We start from the raw sequence: 14,208 nt of genomic DNA, 5'->3' as shown, positions 1-14,208 counted from the left end.
TTTTCCGGCTTTGTCGGCGAGGGGATTGGCACTCTCGGGACTTCTTCGTTACTGTCTCGTGATGTTGGCCGGGATCGGGGAAGGTCCTGGAGAGCACGCCCCTCGGCGAAGACCGTGGTTTCCGGGCCCTGCAACCCGGCATTCGCGGCGTTTGCCAGTGCTGTCCCACCCCGTGCCCGGGTAGCTCTACCTGGGAGCGTTAGTGCGTAAGTCCATCATCGCGGTCGTGGGCGCCACGGCTGTGTTCGCCGTCGTGGGCGGCTCTGTGGCCTATGCGAGCAAGAGCAAGACCGTGAGCCTCTCCGTCGACGGCCAGGTGCAGAAGGTTCACACCTTCGGCTCGACCGTGGAGGACGCCCTGAAGGCGGAGAAGATCCAGGTCGGTGAGCGTGACGTGGTCGCGCCCTCGCTGGACTCCAAGCTGCGGGAGGGTCAGGAGATCGCGGTGCAGTACGGCCGCCAGCTGACCGTCAACGCGGACGGCACGAAGAGAAGCTTCTGGACCACGGCCGACAGCGTGAACGAGGCGCTGGCCGACCTGGGCCTGCGGTACGACGGAGCCGTGTTCTCCACCAGCCGCAGCGCCCCCATCGGGCGCGAGGGCCTGGAGCTCGTGGTCCGTACCCCGAAGACCGTCCAGATCGTCCGGCAGGGCAAGGTGGTGGCCGTGAAGTCGATGGCTTCCACCGTCGCCGAGGCGCTGACCGGCGCCAAGGTCGCCTTCGATCGTGACGACAAGGTCGTGCCGGTCCCGACGACGGCTCTCAAGCCGGGCGTAAACCGGATCACCGTGGTCAAGGTCGACGTGAGGACCGTCGCCGAGAGGCAGGCGATCGCCTTCTCCAAGAAGGAGACCAAGTCGGCCACGCTGACCGTGGGCGAGACCAAGACCACCACCAAGGGCGCCCTCGGGACGAAGTCGGTCAAGTACGTGCTGACCTACCTGGACGGCAAGCTGACCACCAAGAAGCTCGTCACCGCCACCGTGGTGAAGCAGCCGGTCGACGAACTGGTCACGGTCGGCACCAAGCCGAAGCCCGAGGAGCCGACCACCGAGACGACGCCGACGCCGCCGCCGCCGAGCGGCAACACCGGCGCGTGGGACCGGATCGCCGAGTGCGAGTCGGGCGGCAACTGGTCGATCAACTCCGGCAACGGGTACTACGGCGGCCTGCAGTTCGACCACGGCACCTGGGTGGCCTACGGCGGCGACGCCTACGCGGCCAACGCCCACCTGGCCTCCAAGGCGCAGCAGATCGCGATCGCGGAGAAGGTCAAGGCCGACCGCGGTGGCTACGGCGCCTGGCCGGTCTGCGGCCAGAGGGCCTGAGCCTGACAGACTGGCGTGTGTGACCAGCGCTGATTCATCATCCACTTCCGCCGGACCGAGGCTTCTCGGTCCGGCGGAAGTGCGTTCGCTGGCCGAGTCGCTCGGGGTCCGCCCGACCAAGCAGCGCGGCCAGAACTTCGTCATCGACCCGAACACCGTCCGCCGGATCGTCCGCGCCGCCGACCTGTCCGACACCGGCGAGACCGTGCTCGAGGTCGGCCCCGGACTCGGCTCCTTGACGCTGGCGCTGCTCGCCGAGGGTCACCGGGTTACCGCGGTCGAGATCGACCCGGTGCTGGCCGAGGCGCTGCCTGCCACGATCGCGAAGTACGCGCCCAACCAGGCTGATCGGCTGACCGTGGTCGAGGCGGACGCGATGCACGTGCTACCGGCCCAGATCGGCACCCCCGAGGCCTGCGTGGCGAACCTCCCGTACAACGTCGCCGTACCGGTGCTACTGCACCTGCTGGCAATCTCGCCGTCGCTGCGGCACGGCCTCGTCATGGTCCAGTCCGAGGTCGCCGATCGACTCGCGGCGCCCCCCGGCTCCCGGACGTACGGCGTACCGTCCGCCAAGGCCGCGTGGTACGCCGACGTCCGCCGCGCCGGGCCGATCGGCCGGAACGTGTTCTGGCCGGCCCCGAACGTCGACTCCGGCCTGGTCGCCTTCGAGCGGCGCGAGCCACCCGCCACTGCGGCGACCCGCGAGGACGTGTTCGCCGTGATCGAGGCGGCCTTCTCGCAGCGCCGCAAGACGCTCCGCTCGGCGCTCTCGCGGTGGATGCCGGACCGCGACCGGCTGGACGCCGTACTGGGGGCCGCGGGCATCGACCCGACGCTGCGTGGCGAGATGCTCGGCATCGCCGAATTCGCTCGGATCGCGGGCGCGGCCTCCGAAGGGCACTAACCTGTGCCAGTGCCACCTCAAGCCCAGGTCACGGTCCGATCGCCGGCCAAGATCAATCTCGGTCTGTCCGTCGGCCCGCCGCGTCCGGACGGGTTCCACCCGCTTGCCACCGTCTACCAGGCCGTCGCTCTGTACGACGACGTCACCGCGACCCTGCGGGACGACGACGGTGTCACGGTCGAGGTGGTCGGCGACTTCGCGGACGACGTCCCGGCCGACGACTCGAACCTCGCGGTCCGGGCCGCCCGGTTGCTGCAAGCGGAGTACGACGTCGAGGAAGGCGTCGACCTCGTCATCCGCAAGACCATCCCGGTCGCCGGCGGCATGGCAGGCGGTTCCACCGACGCCGCGGCGACGCTGGTGGCGTGCAACCGGCTGTGGGGACTCGGGTTGTCCCAGGCCGAGCTGGAGCATGTCGGCGCGGAACTCGGCAGCGACGTACCGTTCTGCCTGGTCGGGCATACGGCGTTGGGGCGCGGGCGGGGTGAGCAGGTCACGGAGGTGATGTCGCGCGGCACGTTCCACTGGGTCTTCGCCATTGCGGAGGGCGGCCTCTCCACTCCTGCCGTCTACCAGGAACTCGACCGCCTTCGCCCGCTGCGCCGGGTGGAGCAGCCCGAGGTCCAGCCGGAGCTGCTCTCCGCGCTCCTCTCCGGCGAACCCACGGCGCTCGCGGTTGCCCTTAGCAACGACATGCAGGCCGCGGCGCTGTCGTTGCGCCCAGAACTGGCGGACACCCTCCAGTTCGGCCTCGACCAGGGCGCCCTGGCCGCGCTGATTTCCGGGTCCGGCCCGACCTGCCTCTTCCTGGCCGCCGACAGCCGCCGAGCCGTGGACCTGGCCGTAGAACTAGCCGAATCCGGCCTCTGCCGAATGGTCCGCCAAGCCGAAGGCCCAGTCCCCGGCGCCCGAATCCACCCAGCCCCCATCAACCGCTAGTACTGCGGCCCACACCGCTCGTCGTTGTCTGTGGGTCCTGGGTGTGATGTTCCCGTTGTGGATAAGGGAAGGACGGCCTCCGATCAGGGGCGGCGGCCCGCGAGGACGCAGAACTCGTTTCCCTCTGGGTCGGCAAGACAGACCCAGCTCTCATCGCCGGTTTGGCCGACGTCGGCGTGTCGAGCACCGAGGTCGAGCAGGCGACGGACCTCTTCGTCTTGGTCCCTGTCGGTTGGGTTGACGTCGAGGTGGAGCCTGTTCTTGATCGTCTTGCCCTCGGGCACGGGCGCGAATGTCAACGTCGGTGGCACCGGGCCGAGGCGGTCCTTGCCTTCAGGCACCCTGGGGGAGCCGATTGTGACAGTTCCGTCGATTTCTTCTTGCACCTCGTAGTCAAGGACCGAGCACCAGAACCGGGCGAGACCGCTGGGATCGGCACAGTCGATCGCCAGTTCGGTGAACTTACTGGTCATGTCAGGATCTCCCAGTCAACTAGCGGGCCCGCCGAACGCCACACGCTGATCGCAGTGCTCGACGGCGAGGTAAGCCGCGCGTGGTGTGCGTTCGTCGAGGGCCTGGTGGGGTCGCAGAGCATTCTAGGCGTGGCGGAACGGGATGCCTCCTGGCCGCGAGACGTCGGGGTGTGACTAGCGGCGAGGCGGCACTCGGCGGCGTAGTCGATGACTGCGCAGATCAGCCAGGTCCCGCCGCGCCGGTCGCGCCAGTTGCCGACCGTCGCCGAGGACACACCATGCCGACGTGCTGCCTCGGCCAATGACAACTCGCCCTTCGACACGGCCCACATGACCTGGATCTGGTCGTCCACCGACAACTGCCGTGAGGGCTTCTGCCGTCTGCTCACCCAGCCATCCTTCCCACCCCTCAACTCAACCCCTGCCAGAAAGTTTGACTCCGCTGGTAACACACCAGCGGCCACCATCAGCGGGTTCGGCCCGTCTGTATATCTCGTCTGAGAGTCTCGGGCTGTGTGAGGTTTCCCGTTGTGGATAAGGGAAAACCGGGTGACAAGAATTCGCGGCGTCTCGTCTCACGGGTATAGAATCGAATGCATGTTCGACATGGATGTGGCCGACCTCGACGCGGCCGAGACGCTCGCCGCGGCCGCGCGGTTGCACGCCATGCAGCGCCGGATCGATTCTCAACTGCTCCAGCTTGCCGCGCACTACGCTGACCTGTTCCCGGGAACGTCCATGATCCCCGGCGACGAGACGATCCCCGGAAGCGAACGCCACAAGGTGTACGGCGGTCCCGGCTGTCCGAGTATCGCCGAGTTCGCTCCCGCCGAGTTCGGCGCCGTGACCGGACGCTCAGCCGCAGCCGCGGCCCGGTTCATCGGTCAGGCGCTCTCGCTGCAACACCGCCTCCCGAAGATCTGGGAAGAAGTGCAGTCCGACCGGGCAACACCCTGGAAGGCATGTCAGGTCGCAACCGCCTGCGTGACACTGTCGATGGAAGCCGCGGCGATCGTCGACCGACGAGTGGCCGGCATCATCGACTCGGTCACGCCGTACCGCCTGAGCCTCATCGTCAAAGCCGCCATCTGGCAGGCAGATCCGGTAGCGGCCCGCAAAGCGGCCGAGGAGAAGGCCAGGGAGCGTGGCGTGTGGACCGGCCGCACAGACGACCACGGCACCACCACCCTCTTCGTCCGCGCAGCCACCGGTGATGTGATCCGCTTGGACGCAACCCTCACCCAGCTCGCCGATGCGCTCGCCGCCCTCGGCGACACCTCGCCCTTGGACCGCCGCCGAGCCAAGGCCATCGGCATCCTCGCCGACCCGAAACTCGCCCACCAGCTGCTGGATGTAGCCCACGTCCTCACCAAGACCGCCCCCACACCTACCACGACCGCGGCACCTGAACCCGACAAGTCATCCTGCGCGAACCACAGTGCTGAGGCTGCCCAGGGGAGCGACGACGCAGGCGACCGGCACGATGCCGACCAGAGCCCACCCCAGCCGATCGCCTCCACCGCCCACGCCCCCGACGCGAACCCCGCTGACAACTGCGTGCCTTCGGCCGACATCTGTGCCAAAGATGCGGGAGCTGTAGAGACCGCCGAGCCCACAGAGGCTATGCAGCCCGAGCGGCACGAGCAGTCCGAGCGTCCCGAGCAGCCCGAGCAGCCCGAGCAGTCCGAGCAGGAATGGCGGATGGTGGCCGCGAAGGTGGCAGCGATCAGACAAGCGGCGTATGCCGCCGGCTCCGCTGGCGCAGGCATGCGCAGAACCGGGCGGACAAACCTCTATGTGCACGTGGCCGGCGAGACTCTGTTCGCAGGCGAAGGTGTCGCGCGAGTCGAAGGTTTTGGCCCAGTGCTCGCGGCTCGGTTGAGCGAATTACTCGGACACGACCAGATCGTCCTGCGCCCGGTCATCGATCTGAACGACAAGGTCAGTGTCGACGCCTACGAGATCCCCCACCGGATCCGCGAACGGGTCAAGCTCACCCACCCGGTAGAGCAGTTCCCCTTCGGGACAGGCGACACCACCTACAGCACCGACCTCGACCACATTCACCCCTACAACCCAACCGGCCCACCACGCCAAACCAGCACCACCAACCTCACACCCCTGCGGCGCTACAGCCACCGGGTCAAGACCCACGGGCACTGGAAGGTCCAGCGCCTCAACGACAACGCCCTGGAATGGACCACCCCCCACGGCTACAAATTCCTCGTAGACCACACCGGCACCCACCCACACCCCACCGAATAGCTCGCCGCGAGTCCGAGGCGTAGTACTAGCCGGTGAGGGATTCGGGGGGTGGGGGTGCCAGGGCGGGGTCGACCTCTTCTATGACGGAGATGCCGGAGGAGCCGTCTAGGCGACGCCAGTTCTCGGTGAGGGTCAGAGTGCCGTCGTCGGTGTAGCCGGGGACGCTGAGGACTCGGCCGGCTGTTACGCCGCCGTCGGTGGCTAGTTGGCAGTAGCTGGCGTCGATGGTGCCGTCGGTGTCGCAGGTACCTACCAGGCGGCCGAAGTGGAGCCTTCCACCGCCGAACTCGGCCCAGATCAGCTTGCCGTTCTGGTGGTAGCGGCCGGTCGGCGCGCCCGGGGGATTGCCGACCGGGCGGAAGATGCGGCCGTCGTAGTTGGGGGCTTCCACGGTCACCTTCCGGTCAGGATCTGGAGGAGCATCTCGGCGCCCGGCGCACTCGCGGCCAGGCCTGTCAGCACCGCTCGTACTGCGAGCGCCGGGTCGAAGCCGCGCGGCCTCAACGCGGCGACGCCACGGGTCACGTCGGCCTCGGCCATCAGCGGCGGCATCGAGCCGTCCTGCGCCCCCTCACCGACATTGTTGCCGCGGGCACCATCCAGCAGCGGACGCACGTAGGCCTCGAACTCGCGGTACGACGAGAGCGTGAAGTCGCTGGCGAAACGGTCCGGCCGGTCCCAGGCGAGGTAGAGGCGGACGATGTCGACGTCCTCCTGGTCGAGGAAGTCGTTCGCCCAGATCGCATGGTTGCGGCTGGTCGAGAACTTCTCTCCGTCGAGCGTGTAGAACTCGTTGACCTGCGCGCCACCGATCGCCTCAGGCGCAACCCCCGCGGCCAGGTAGACGGCCGGCCAGAACAACGCGAAGTAGAACCCGTTGTCGATCCCGTTGAAGTGCCAGAGTCCGGCAACTTCGGACCACGCCGCGGTCGTGTCCTCCAGCCCGAGCGACCCGGGCTTGAGCGACTCCGCAACGCCGTACAGGTTGCTGAGACCGACCTCGGCGTAGACCTCGAGCCGGAGCCCCGAGTGCGGCCCGGTGCCGGCGAGTCCCCAGTTGGTGGGATACGCGATCGGTACGTCGGGGAGCCGGTTCTCCAGGTAGTGCGTGACGATCTGGCGGGCGCGGTCCGACAGTTCGGCGCGCAGCCAGACCTCGATCAGTTCCTCGCGGTAGTCCTCCATCGGAAGCACCGGCACGGTCGCCGTGAAGGGCCGGGGTTCGCCGCCGCAACGGTTGCAGTGCGGGTCGATCAGGTTCTCGGCCGAGGTGTAACCGCCGCAGCCCTCGCAGCCACCTCCCGCGGCCTCGGAGCCGCACCACGCGCACTTACCCACGACGTACGACTGGTGCAGGGTGCGATTGCAGTCCGAGCAGGCGAGCAGGGTGAGCTTGCGCATCGGGAAGCGCCCGGCCGTGGTGAGATCGGCGGCGAGGGTGGTGACACCGCGCTGGTACTCCGGACTCTGCGGGTCGAGGAACACGTCGTACTGGATCCTGGCGGCATCCAGCGCGGCTACGATCTCCTCGCGGAACGAGGCGGCCAGTTTCTCGACGTCGACGCCTTCCTTCTCGGCCCGCGTCAGCACCCAGTTCTGGTGTACGTCGAACCCGGCGGTCGTGACGACGCGTTCACCGCGGGCCCGAGCGGCCCGGGCGGCGATGTCGGCGGCCAGGTAGGGACCGGAGAGGTGGCCGACGTGCATCGGCCCGTTGGCGGTGGCGGGGGGAACGATGACAACGGTGACGCCGGTGGCGGTCGTGGTGGTCATGCGGGGCGGCTCCTGCCCGAGCGGCGATAACGGTCGGTGGACATGCGCCGACCCGGTGACGCTTGCCACCGGATCGGTCGCAGTCCGCGACGTTACTCCTCCGCCTGAACCCTCCGCCAGACGGAAAACCCTTGCAAACAAGGGGTTCTCATCCCGCTGGTGTAAACGAACGTTTGAAGACTCAGAGCTGGTAGAAACAGCACGTGGCGGTGGCCCCGGTAGCCATGTTGACAACGCCGCCGTCGAGCTCCTGCGAGCCGCGGATCAGGAAGCCGCCGAGCCCGCCGGAGACCAGGAACGCGCCCCAGGTGAGCAGCCACTGCTCGCTGCCGTCGTCGGTCAGGAACTCCTCCGGCACCGGCCGAATCCGCCGCTGCAGCACCCACGGGTTGTCCATCGCCTCGGCCAGCCGGTCGGCCCAGGTGGCCTCGTCGGTCTGCCAGCCGAGCAGTACGCCGTCGCCGCCGTGCAGGGCGGTCGGTTTGAGCACGAGTTCCTCGCGGTTCGCGATGGCGTGCTCGAGCAGATCCACCCGCTGCCCGTCCACGGTGACCGGGCCGCTGCGAACCATCCGGGTCCACGGCAGGATCCGGTCAAGCGCGGCGAGTTCGTCTGCGGGGTAGCGGTCGCGGTACGCCTCGTCGGACAGCAGCGCGAGCGATCCCTTGCTGCCGTAGAGCTCGGCGTCCAGCGGCGTGAAGATCGAGACGTGCCCGCGCTCTGAGGCCTGCAGCACCGGCTCCAGCATCTCGACCGCGCCGGGTTTCAGCACGTCCTCGATCATGAACAGCCGGAACACCACATCGATCGCGCGGTCGCCCAGCCAGATCCGGTCGTCGCGGTACTCGAGCGCGTCCACCGGGCAGGGCAGCGCGTCGATCCCCAGTGGGGCCAGCATCTCCGCGCTCTTGTGGAGCTGGCGTTCCAGATCCGGGTAGCTGTCCGGGAAGTCGGCGATCGCCATCACCGGACGTACGCCGGTCGGCACCTTCGCCTCGGTCAGGATGGTCCGGACGACGTCCTCCATGGTCTCGGCGTTGGTCAGCTGGTTCGCCGCCACGAACTCGGCGATGAACGGGTGCTCGAGCATCGCCGCGTTCAGAACCGGGTTGTCGACACCGCCGACGGTGCTGCCCATGTTGATCTCGAGCAGGTGGAAGCCCTGCTCGTCGCGGTACATGTCCGCGCGGCCCATCCGGCTGGGCGCCGGCCCGCGGCCGCGGGAGACGGCTTGAACCTGCGGCTCGGTCAGCCCGACGTACCGGGCGAACTCGGCGAGGTCGCCGCCGAAGACGCGCTCGGGCAGCCGGGTCAGAGCGGAGTGCAGCAGGTCGAGATCGGCCTTGAGTTGCCGGTACTCGGTCGCGCCGAGGAAGGCGGGCCGGCTCAGGCACCGGCCGAGAAAGGTGGTCGCATCGAGCTTCGGTGCGGCCGCCGAGAGGATCGCACTGGCTTTTGGCCCGCGTTCGGCAGCAGCGGCGAGGTAGTCGTCCGTCAGTGACATAGGAGCTCCTTGTTTCTCCCCACGGCGCCCGGAATCCCTTGTTCCGCGAAGTTTTCGAGCAAGACCTGGGCCGCCGTGGGGCGCAGGCTACTGGGCGGGCGGACGCGGTTGGAAGGGGTGGAGAAAAACAGGTGCGTCCGGTAATGATCCGCATTACCATCAACAAACGTTTGTCCCGCGGGAGCCAGTGAGAGGGAGTTCCAGATGCGCCGGGTGTCGATCTACGCCATCACTCCTGATCGCTGCGACGCACCCGCGAGGACCTTTGAACACCCTGACGATGGGCATCTTGGCGCATGTTGACGCCGGCAAGACCAGTCTGACCGAACGCCTGCTGTACGCGGCCGGCGTGATCGACCACGTCGGCAGCGTGGACGACGGCAGCACCCGCACCGACTCGATGGACCTCGAGCGCCGGCGCGGTATCACGATCCGCTCGGCGGTCGTCTCCTTCGAGCTCGGCGACCTGACCGTGAACCTGATCGACACCCCGGGCCACTCCGACTTCATCGCCGAGGTCGAGCGCGCACTGTCCGTCCTGGACGGCGCCGTACTGGTCATCTCGGCGGTCGAGGGCGTCCAGGTGCAGACCCGGTTGCTGATGCGCACGCTGACCCGGCTGCGCATCCCGACGCTGCTGTTCGTGAACAAGACCGACCGGATGGGTGCCCGGTACGACGGTCTGCTCGCCGACATCAGGCGGCTCCTCACACCCAGCGCGGCGCCGCTGTCGACCGTGAGCGACCTCGGGACTCGCGCCGCCCGGAGTCATCCTGTTCCCTTGGACATCCTCGGGGAACTGCTTGCCGACCACAACGACACCTTCCTGGCCGCCTATCTGGACGGCTCATTGGCCCCGGCGGACTACCCGCAGGAGCTCGCCCGGCAGGTGGGGGAGTGTCTCGCACATCCGGTGTACTTCGGCTCGGCGATGACCGGCGACGGTGTTCCCGAGCTGATCGACGGGATCCGTCAGTGGTTGCCACGAGCAACCGGCTCTCCGGCGGAGCCGTTGCAGGGCACGGTGTTCAAGGTCGAACGCGGTCCGGCCGGGGAGAAGATCGCCTCCGCTCGGGTCTTCGCAGGCACCCTGCATGCACGCGAGTACGTCGACCTGCGACGCGGCGGTACGTCGTACAGTGCGAAGCCGACGTCGGTCCGGGTCTTCGAGCGCGGCGGGACGATCCCGGTCGACGCGGCGGAGGCCGGGCGGATCGTGGCGCTGCGCGGTCTGAAGGAGGTCCAGATCGGCGACCAGCTCGGCCGTTCGGTGGAGCGAGCCGGGCAACTCTTCTCCCCGCCGACGCTGGAGACCGTCGTCGAGTCGCCCGACCGCACGAAGTTGTACGTCGCGCTGCAGCAACTCGCCGAACAGGACCCGCTGATCCAGGTCCGCAAGAGCCCGCAGAGCCAGGAGATCTCGGTCCACCTGTACGGCGAAGTGCAGAAGGAGGTGATCGCCTCGCTGCTGGAGACGGAGTACGGGCTGTCCGTCACCTTCGCCGAGACGCAGCCGATCCACATCGAGCGACCGGTCGGCGTCGGTACTGCGGTGCGCATGATCGGCGACCCGGACAACCTCTGGTACGCGGGAGTCGGCTTCCGCGTCTCGCCAGGCGGTCCTGGTATCGACTATCGGCTGGAGGTGGAGCTCGGCGGGCTGCCGAGGGCGTTCCACACGGCGATCGAGGAGACCGCCCGGCAATCCCTGCAGCAAGGTCTGTACGGCTGGGAGGTCCCGGACTGCCGGGTGGACCTCATCCACACGCGGTACAGCGCCCCGATGACCGTGGCCGCGGACTTCCGGCGGCTGGTTCCCCTGGTCCTGATGCAGGCGCTTCAGGACGCCGGGACCCGAGTGCACGAGCCGGTCAACCGCTTCGAGTTGGAGGTCCCGCCCGACGCGGTGTCCCCGGTCCTAGCCAAGCTCGCGGAGTCCCTGGCCACGGTCGAGGACACCACCGTCGCCCCGGACCAGGCACACCTGACCGGCCTCATCCCAGCCGGCCGCCTGCACACCTTCGAGTCCCAACTCCCCGGCCTCACCCACGGCGAAGGAGTCCTCCTCACCACCTTCGAAGGCTTCCACCCCGTCCCCGGCCCCCCACCCCACCACCCCCGAACCGACGGCAACCCCCTCAACCAAAAGCAATACCTCCTCCACCTCAACCAGACCTAGTCAGAGCCGTTACCGGGGCTCAACTAGGCTGGGCGAGTTATGGCCGCTACCCCTGCACCCAACCTTGTCAATCTGGAAGCCGTCTCCAAGGGCTTCGGAACCCGGACCCTGCTCGACGGGGTGAGTCTCGGCGTCGGCCGGGGTGAGCGCATCGGCGTGGTGGGGCGGAACGGCGACGGCAAGTCCACGCTGCTGCGGTTGCTCGCGCGGCAGGAGACGGCAGATGCCGGGCGGATCACGCACAACCGGGATCTGCGGCTCGGGTACCTCGGGCAGAGCGACGACCTGGAGCCGACGCAGACCGTCGCGCATGCCGTGCTGGGTGGTGCCGAGACCTACACCTGGGCCGCCGACCCGCGGGCCCGGTCCGTCATGGAACACCTGCTCGGCGGCGTCGACCACGAGGCACAGGTCGGCACGCTGAGCGGTGGTGAGCGGCGCCGGGTCTCCCTGGCGAAGCTGCTGCTCACCGAGGTCGACCTGCTGATCCTCGACGAGCCCACCAACCACCTCGACATCGAGGCGGTGAACTGGCTCGCCGATCATGTGGTGGATCGTGCCGGCGCGCTGATCGTGGTGACCCACGACCGCTGGTTCCTCGACGCAGTCTGCACCAACACGTGGGAGGTCCAGGGCGGCAAGGTCAGTTCGTACGAGGGTGGTTACGCCGCCTACGTGCTGGCGAAGGCGGAGCGGTCGCGCAACGAGCAGGTCGTCGAGGGCAAGCGGCAGAACCTGATGAAGAAGGAGCTCGCCTGGCTCCGCCGCGGCGCACCGGCCAGGACGGCGAAGCCGAAGTTCCGGATCGAGGCGGCGAACGCCCTGATCGAGAACGAGCCCGCCCCGCGCGACAAGCTCGCCCTCGCCCAGCTGGCGACCTCGCGGCTCGGCAAGGACGTGTTCGACGCCGAGGACGTCAGCCTGTCGTTCGGCAACCGGGTGATGCTGAACCACGTCACCTTCCGCCTCGGCCCGGCCGACCGGATCGGTCTGCTCGGCCCGAACGGCGCCGGCAAGACCACCTTCCTGAAGGTGCTCACCGGACTGCTGCCGCCGGACTCCGGCAAGGTCAAGCAGGGCAAGACGGTCCGGATCGCGAACCTCTCGCAGACTCTCGAGGACCTCGACGGCTCGGTCACGGTGCTCGCGCACATCACCGACATCCGCCGTACTGCGGCCCTGGCCGGCCGCGGCGGCGAGATGACCTCGTCGCAGCTGCTCGAGCGGTTCGGGTTCACCGGCGACAAGCTGACCACCCGGATCAGCGATCTGTCCGGTGGCGAGCGCCGTCGGCTGCAGCTGCTGCGGATCCTGCTCGACGAGCCGAACGTGCTGATCCTCGACGAGCCGACCAACGACCTGGACGTCGAGACGCTCACCGTGCTCGAGGACTTCCTCGACGGCTGGCCGGGCGTCGTCGTGGTCGTCACCCACGACCGGTACTTCCTGGAGCGGGTCAGCGACATGGTCTACGCGATCATGGGCGACGGCAACGTCCGGCACCTACCCCGCGGCGTCGACCAGTACCTGCAAGAACTCCAATCCGGTACCGCGCCGCGGCGCGTCGCCGCCACACCGGCGGTCGAGGCGACGACCGAGGCAGCAGCAGAGCCGGAGCCGGAGCCGGTCGTCGACGCGGCCGCGGCCCGGGCGGCGAAGAAGGACCTGAACCGGATCGAGCGGCAGCTCAGCAAGCTCACCGAGTCCGAGGCCAAGCTGCACGACCAGCTGGCGGCGAACGCGAGCAACTACGAGCGGCTGGCCGAGCTCGACACGGAGCTGCGCAAGCTCGCGGAAGAACGCGCCGAGCTGGAAACCGCGTGGTTCGAAGCGGCCGAGCGCGCGGAATAGCAGCGTAATTCGCCTAATGTATACATGATCAAATCCCACCGGAACTGAGTCGCGGCACACCCTCCGATCCCCTGTGATTGGGAGGGTATGCCGCGACTACCGGGTGAGCGGGCCCCGTTGTGTCGCTGTTGTCCGGGCCCCGAGCCCCGGACACCACCGACCTTCCTCGGCGGGCCACCTCTTGCCGCCGAAGTTCACCGGACGAAGACTTTGTGTAGTTGATCAACCACCGATGGTGAGGACAGTAGTCCGGCCGGTCACTCAGTGTCGATAGTCGTCCGCTGCAGCAATCTCTCGATCTCGTTGCAACCTGCAACGATCGTCGGGGGTATTAAGTGACGCGCCGTCTTTTCGGATTATTCCGACACAATTCGGGCGGGTTTCTTCACGCCCTGCCGGAATGCCGGATCACTGCTTTTCGAGATCGAACGGACCGACCAGTTCCCGCAGTACCCGGGCGATCTTCGCCTGGTCGCGTTCGCTGATCGAGCCGAGCAGTCGCCGCTCGTGCGCGAGCAGATCGGCCATCGCCGCGTCGACCGAGTCGCGGCCGGCGTCGGTGAGTTGCACCAGGACGCCGCGACGGTCCGCCGGGTCCGGAAGGCGCTCGACCAGGCCGCGGGCGGCCAGTCGGTCCACCCGGTTCGTCATCGTCCCGGACGTCACCAGGGTCTCCTTGAGCAGCCGCCCGGGGGAGAGTTGGTACGGCTTGCCGGCCCGGCGCAGCGCGGCGAGGACGTCGAACTCCCAGGACTCCAGTCCATAGGTCGAGAAGGCCTGACTGCGGGCGCGGTCCAGGTGCCGGGCCAGTCGGCTGACCCGGGAGAGCACCTCCATCGGTGCCACGTCGAGGTCAGGCCGTTCCCGGCGCCAGGCCTCGATCAGCCGGTCGACCTCGTCTCTCATACTCCGAGACTATGTCATCAAGACTCTTGACATCAAGACAACTCGCGGGCGTAAAGTATCTCGACATCAAGAGACCTCGAG

The 14,208-nt window shown here is 68.1% G+C and carries 12 protein-coding genes; 6 read left to right on the top strand and 6 right to left on the bottom strand.

Going from position 1 to position 14,208, the window contains the following annotated elements; all coding sequences use genetic code 11:
* Positions 1–202: 202 nt before the first annotated feature.
* From ACFPJ1_RS27335 to ACFPJ1_RS27325, 3 genes are read left to right on the top strand one after another with little or no spacing between them, the layout of a single operon-like run.
* Positions 203–1,330 (top strand): transglycosylase family protein, encoded by a 1,128-nt coding sequence (locus ACFPJ1_RS27335; protein WP_380108199.1) that lies wholly within the window; start codon positions 203–205, stop codon positions 1,328–1,330.
* A gap of 19 nt (positions 1,331–1,349) precedes the next feature.
* Complete coding sequence (gene rsmA / locus ACFPJ1_RS27330; RefSeq protein ID WP_380108197.1) at positions 1,350–2,237, top strand: 16S rRNA (adenine(1518)-N(6)/adenine(1519)-N(6))-dimethyltransferase RsmA; 888 nt, start codon at positions 1,350–1,352, stop codon at positions 2,235–2,237.
* A gap of 3 nt (positions 2,238–2,240) precedes the next feature.
* Positions 2,241–3,176, top strand: coding sequence for a 4-(cytidine 5'-diphospho)-2-C-methyl-D-erythritol kinase (locus tag ACFPJ1_RS27325; protein WP_380108195.1), 936 nt, complete (start codon positions 2,241–2,243; stop codon positions 3,174–3,176).
* An 83-nt stretch (positions 3,177–3,259) separates the two neighbouring features.
* Here ACFPJ1_RS27325 and ACFPJ1_RS27320 read toward each other — a convergent pair whose 3' ends face one another.
* Together ACFPJ1_RS27320 and ACFPJ1_RS27315 are read right to left on the bottom strand one after the other, a co-directional pair.
* On the bottom strand, positions 3,260–3,649 hold the full coding sequence (locus ACFPJ1_RS27320; RefSeq protein ID WP_380108194.1) for a VOC family protein: 390 nt from the start codon (positions 3,647–3,649) through the stop codon (positions 3,260–3,262).
* Complete coding sequence (locus tag ACFPJ1_RS27315; RefSeq protein ID WP_380108193.1) at positions 3,646–4,038, bottom strand: hypothetical protein; 393 nt, start codon at positions 4,036–4,038, stop codon at positions 3,646–3,648. The genes ACFPJ1_RS27320 and ACFPJ1_RS27315 overlap by 4 nt, the downstream gene beginning before the upstream one ends.
* Before the next feature lie 160 nt (positions 4,039–4,198).
* Here ACFPJ1_RS27315 and ACFPJ1_RS27310 point away from each other — a divergent pair, with 160 nt between their 5' ends.
* A complete protein-coding gene (locus ACFPJ1_RS27310; protein ID WP_380108192.1) occupies positions 4,199–5,914 on the top strand; it encodes a hypothetical protein in 1,716 nt (571 codons plus the stop codon).
* Positions 5,915–5,939: 25 nt separating this feature from the next.
* On the opposite strand, the gene ACFPJ1_RS27305 is transcribed toward ACFPJ1_RS27310, so the two are convergent.
* From ACFPJ1_RS27305 to ACFPJ1_RS27295, 3 genes are all read right to left on the bottom strand, one after another.
* Positions 5,940–6,311, bottom strand: coding sequence for an avidin-fold protein (locus tag ACFPJ1_RS27305; RefSeq protein ID WP_380108190.1), 372 nt, complete (start codon positions 6,309–6,311; stop codon positions 5,940–5,942).
* Positions 6,308–7,687 carry a class I tRNA ligase family protein gene (locus ACFPJ1_RS27300; protein ID WP_380108188.1) on the bottom strand — a complete coding sequence of 460 codons (1,380 nt, stop codon included), beginning with the start codon at positions 7,685–7,687 and terminating at the stop codon, positions 6,308–6,310. The genes ACFPJ1_RS27305 and ACFPJ1_RS27300 overlap by 4 nt, the downstream gene beginning before the upstream one ends.
* Before the next feature lie 181 nt (positions 7,688–7,868).
* Positions 7,869–9,191: a hypothetical protein gene (locus ACFPJ1_RS27295; RefSeq protein ID WP_380108187.1), complete on the bottom strand. Its 1,323-nt coding sequence runs from the start codon at positions 9,189–9,191 to the stop codon at positions 7,869–7,871.
* Positions 9,192–9,471: 280 nt separating this feature from the next.
* Here ACFPJ1_RS27295 and ACFPJ1_RS27290 point away from each other — a divergent pair, with 280 nt between their 5' ends.
* Together ACFPJ1_RS27290 and ACFPJ1_RS27285 are read left to right on the top strand one after the other, a co-directional pair.
* On the top strand, positions 9,472–11,370 hold the full coding sequence (locus ACFPJ1_RS27290) for a GTP-binding protein (protein ID WP_380108186.1): 1,899 nt from the start codon (positions 9,472–9,474) through the stop codon (positions 11,368–11,370).
* Between the two features lie 39 nt (positions 11,371–11,409).
* Positions 11,410–13,221, top strand: coding sequence for an ABC-F family ATP-binding cassette domain-containing protein (locus ACFPJ1_RS27285; protein ID WP_380108185.1), 1,812 nt, complete (start codon positions 11,410–11,412; stop codon positions 13,219–13,221).
* Between the two features lie 408 nt (positions 13,222–13,629).
* On the opposite strand, the gene ACFPJ1_RS27280 is transcribed toward ACFPJ1_RS27285, so the two are convergent.
* Positions 13,630–14,127, bottom strand: coding sequence for a MarR family winged helix-turn-helix transcriptional regulator (locus ACFPJ1_RS27280; protein ID WP_380108184.1), 498 nt, complete (start codon positions 14,125–14,127; stop codon positions 13,630–13,632).
* Between the last annotated feature and the right edge of the window lie 81 nt (positions 14,128–14,208).

Source organism: Kribbella qitaiheensis, from assembly GCF_042657745.1.
Classification (GTDB): Bacteria; Actinomycetota; Actinomycetes; order Propionibacteriales; family Kribbellaceae; genus Kribbella; species Kribbella qitaiheensis.
Note: the sequence above shows the minus strand (reverse complement) of the source record. Positions and strands in the feature narration are given on the sequence as shown.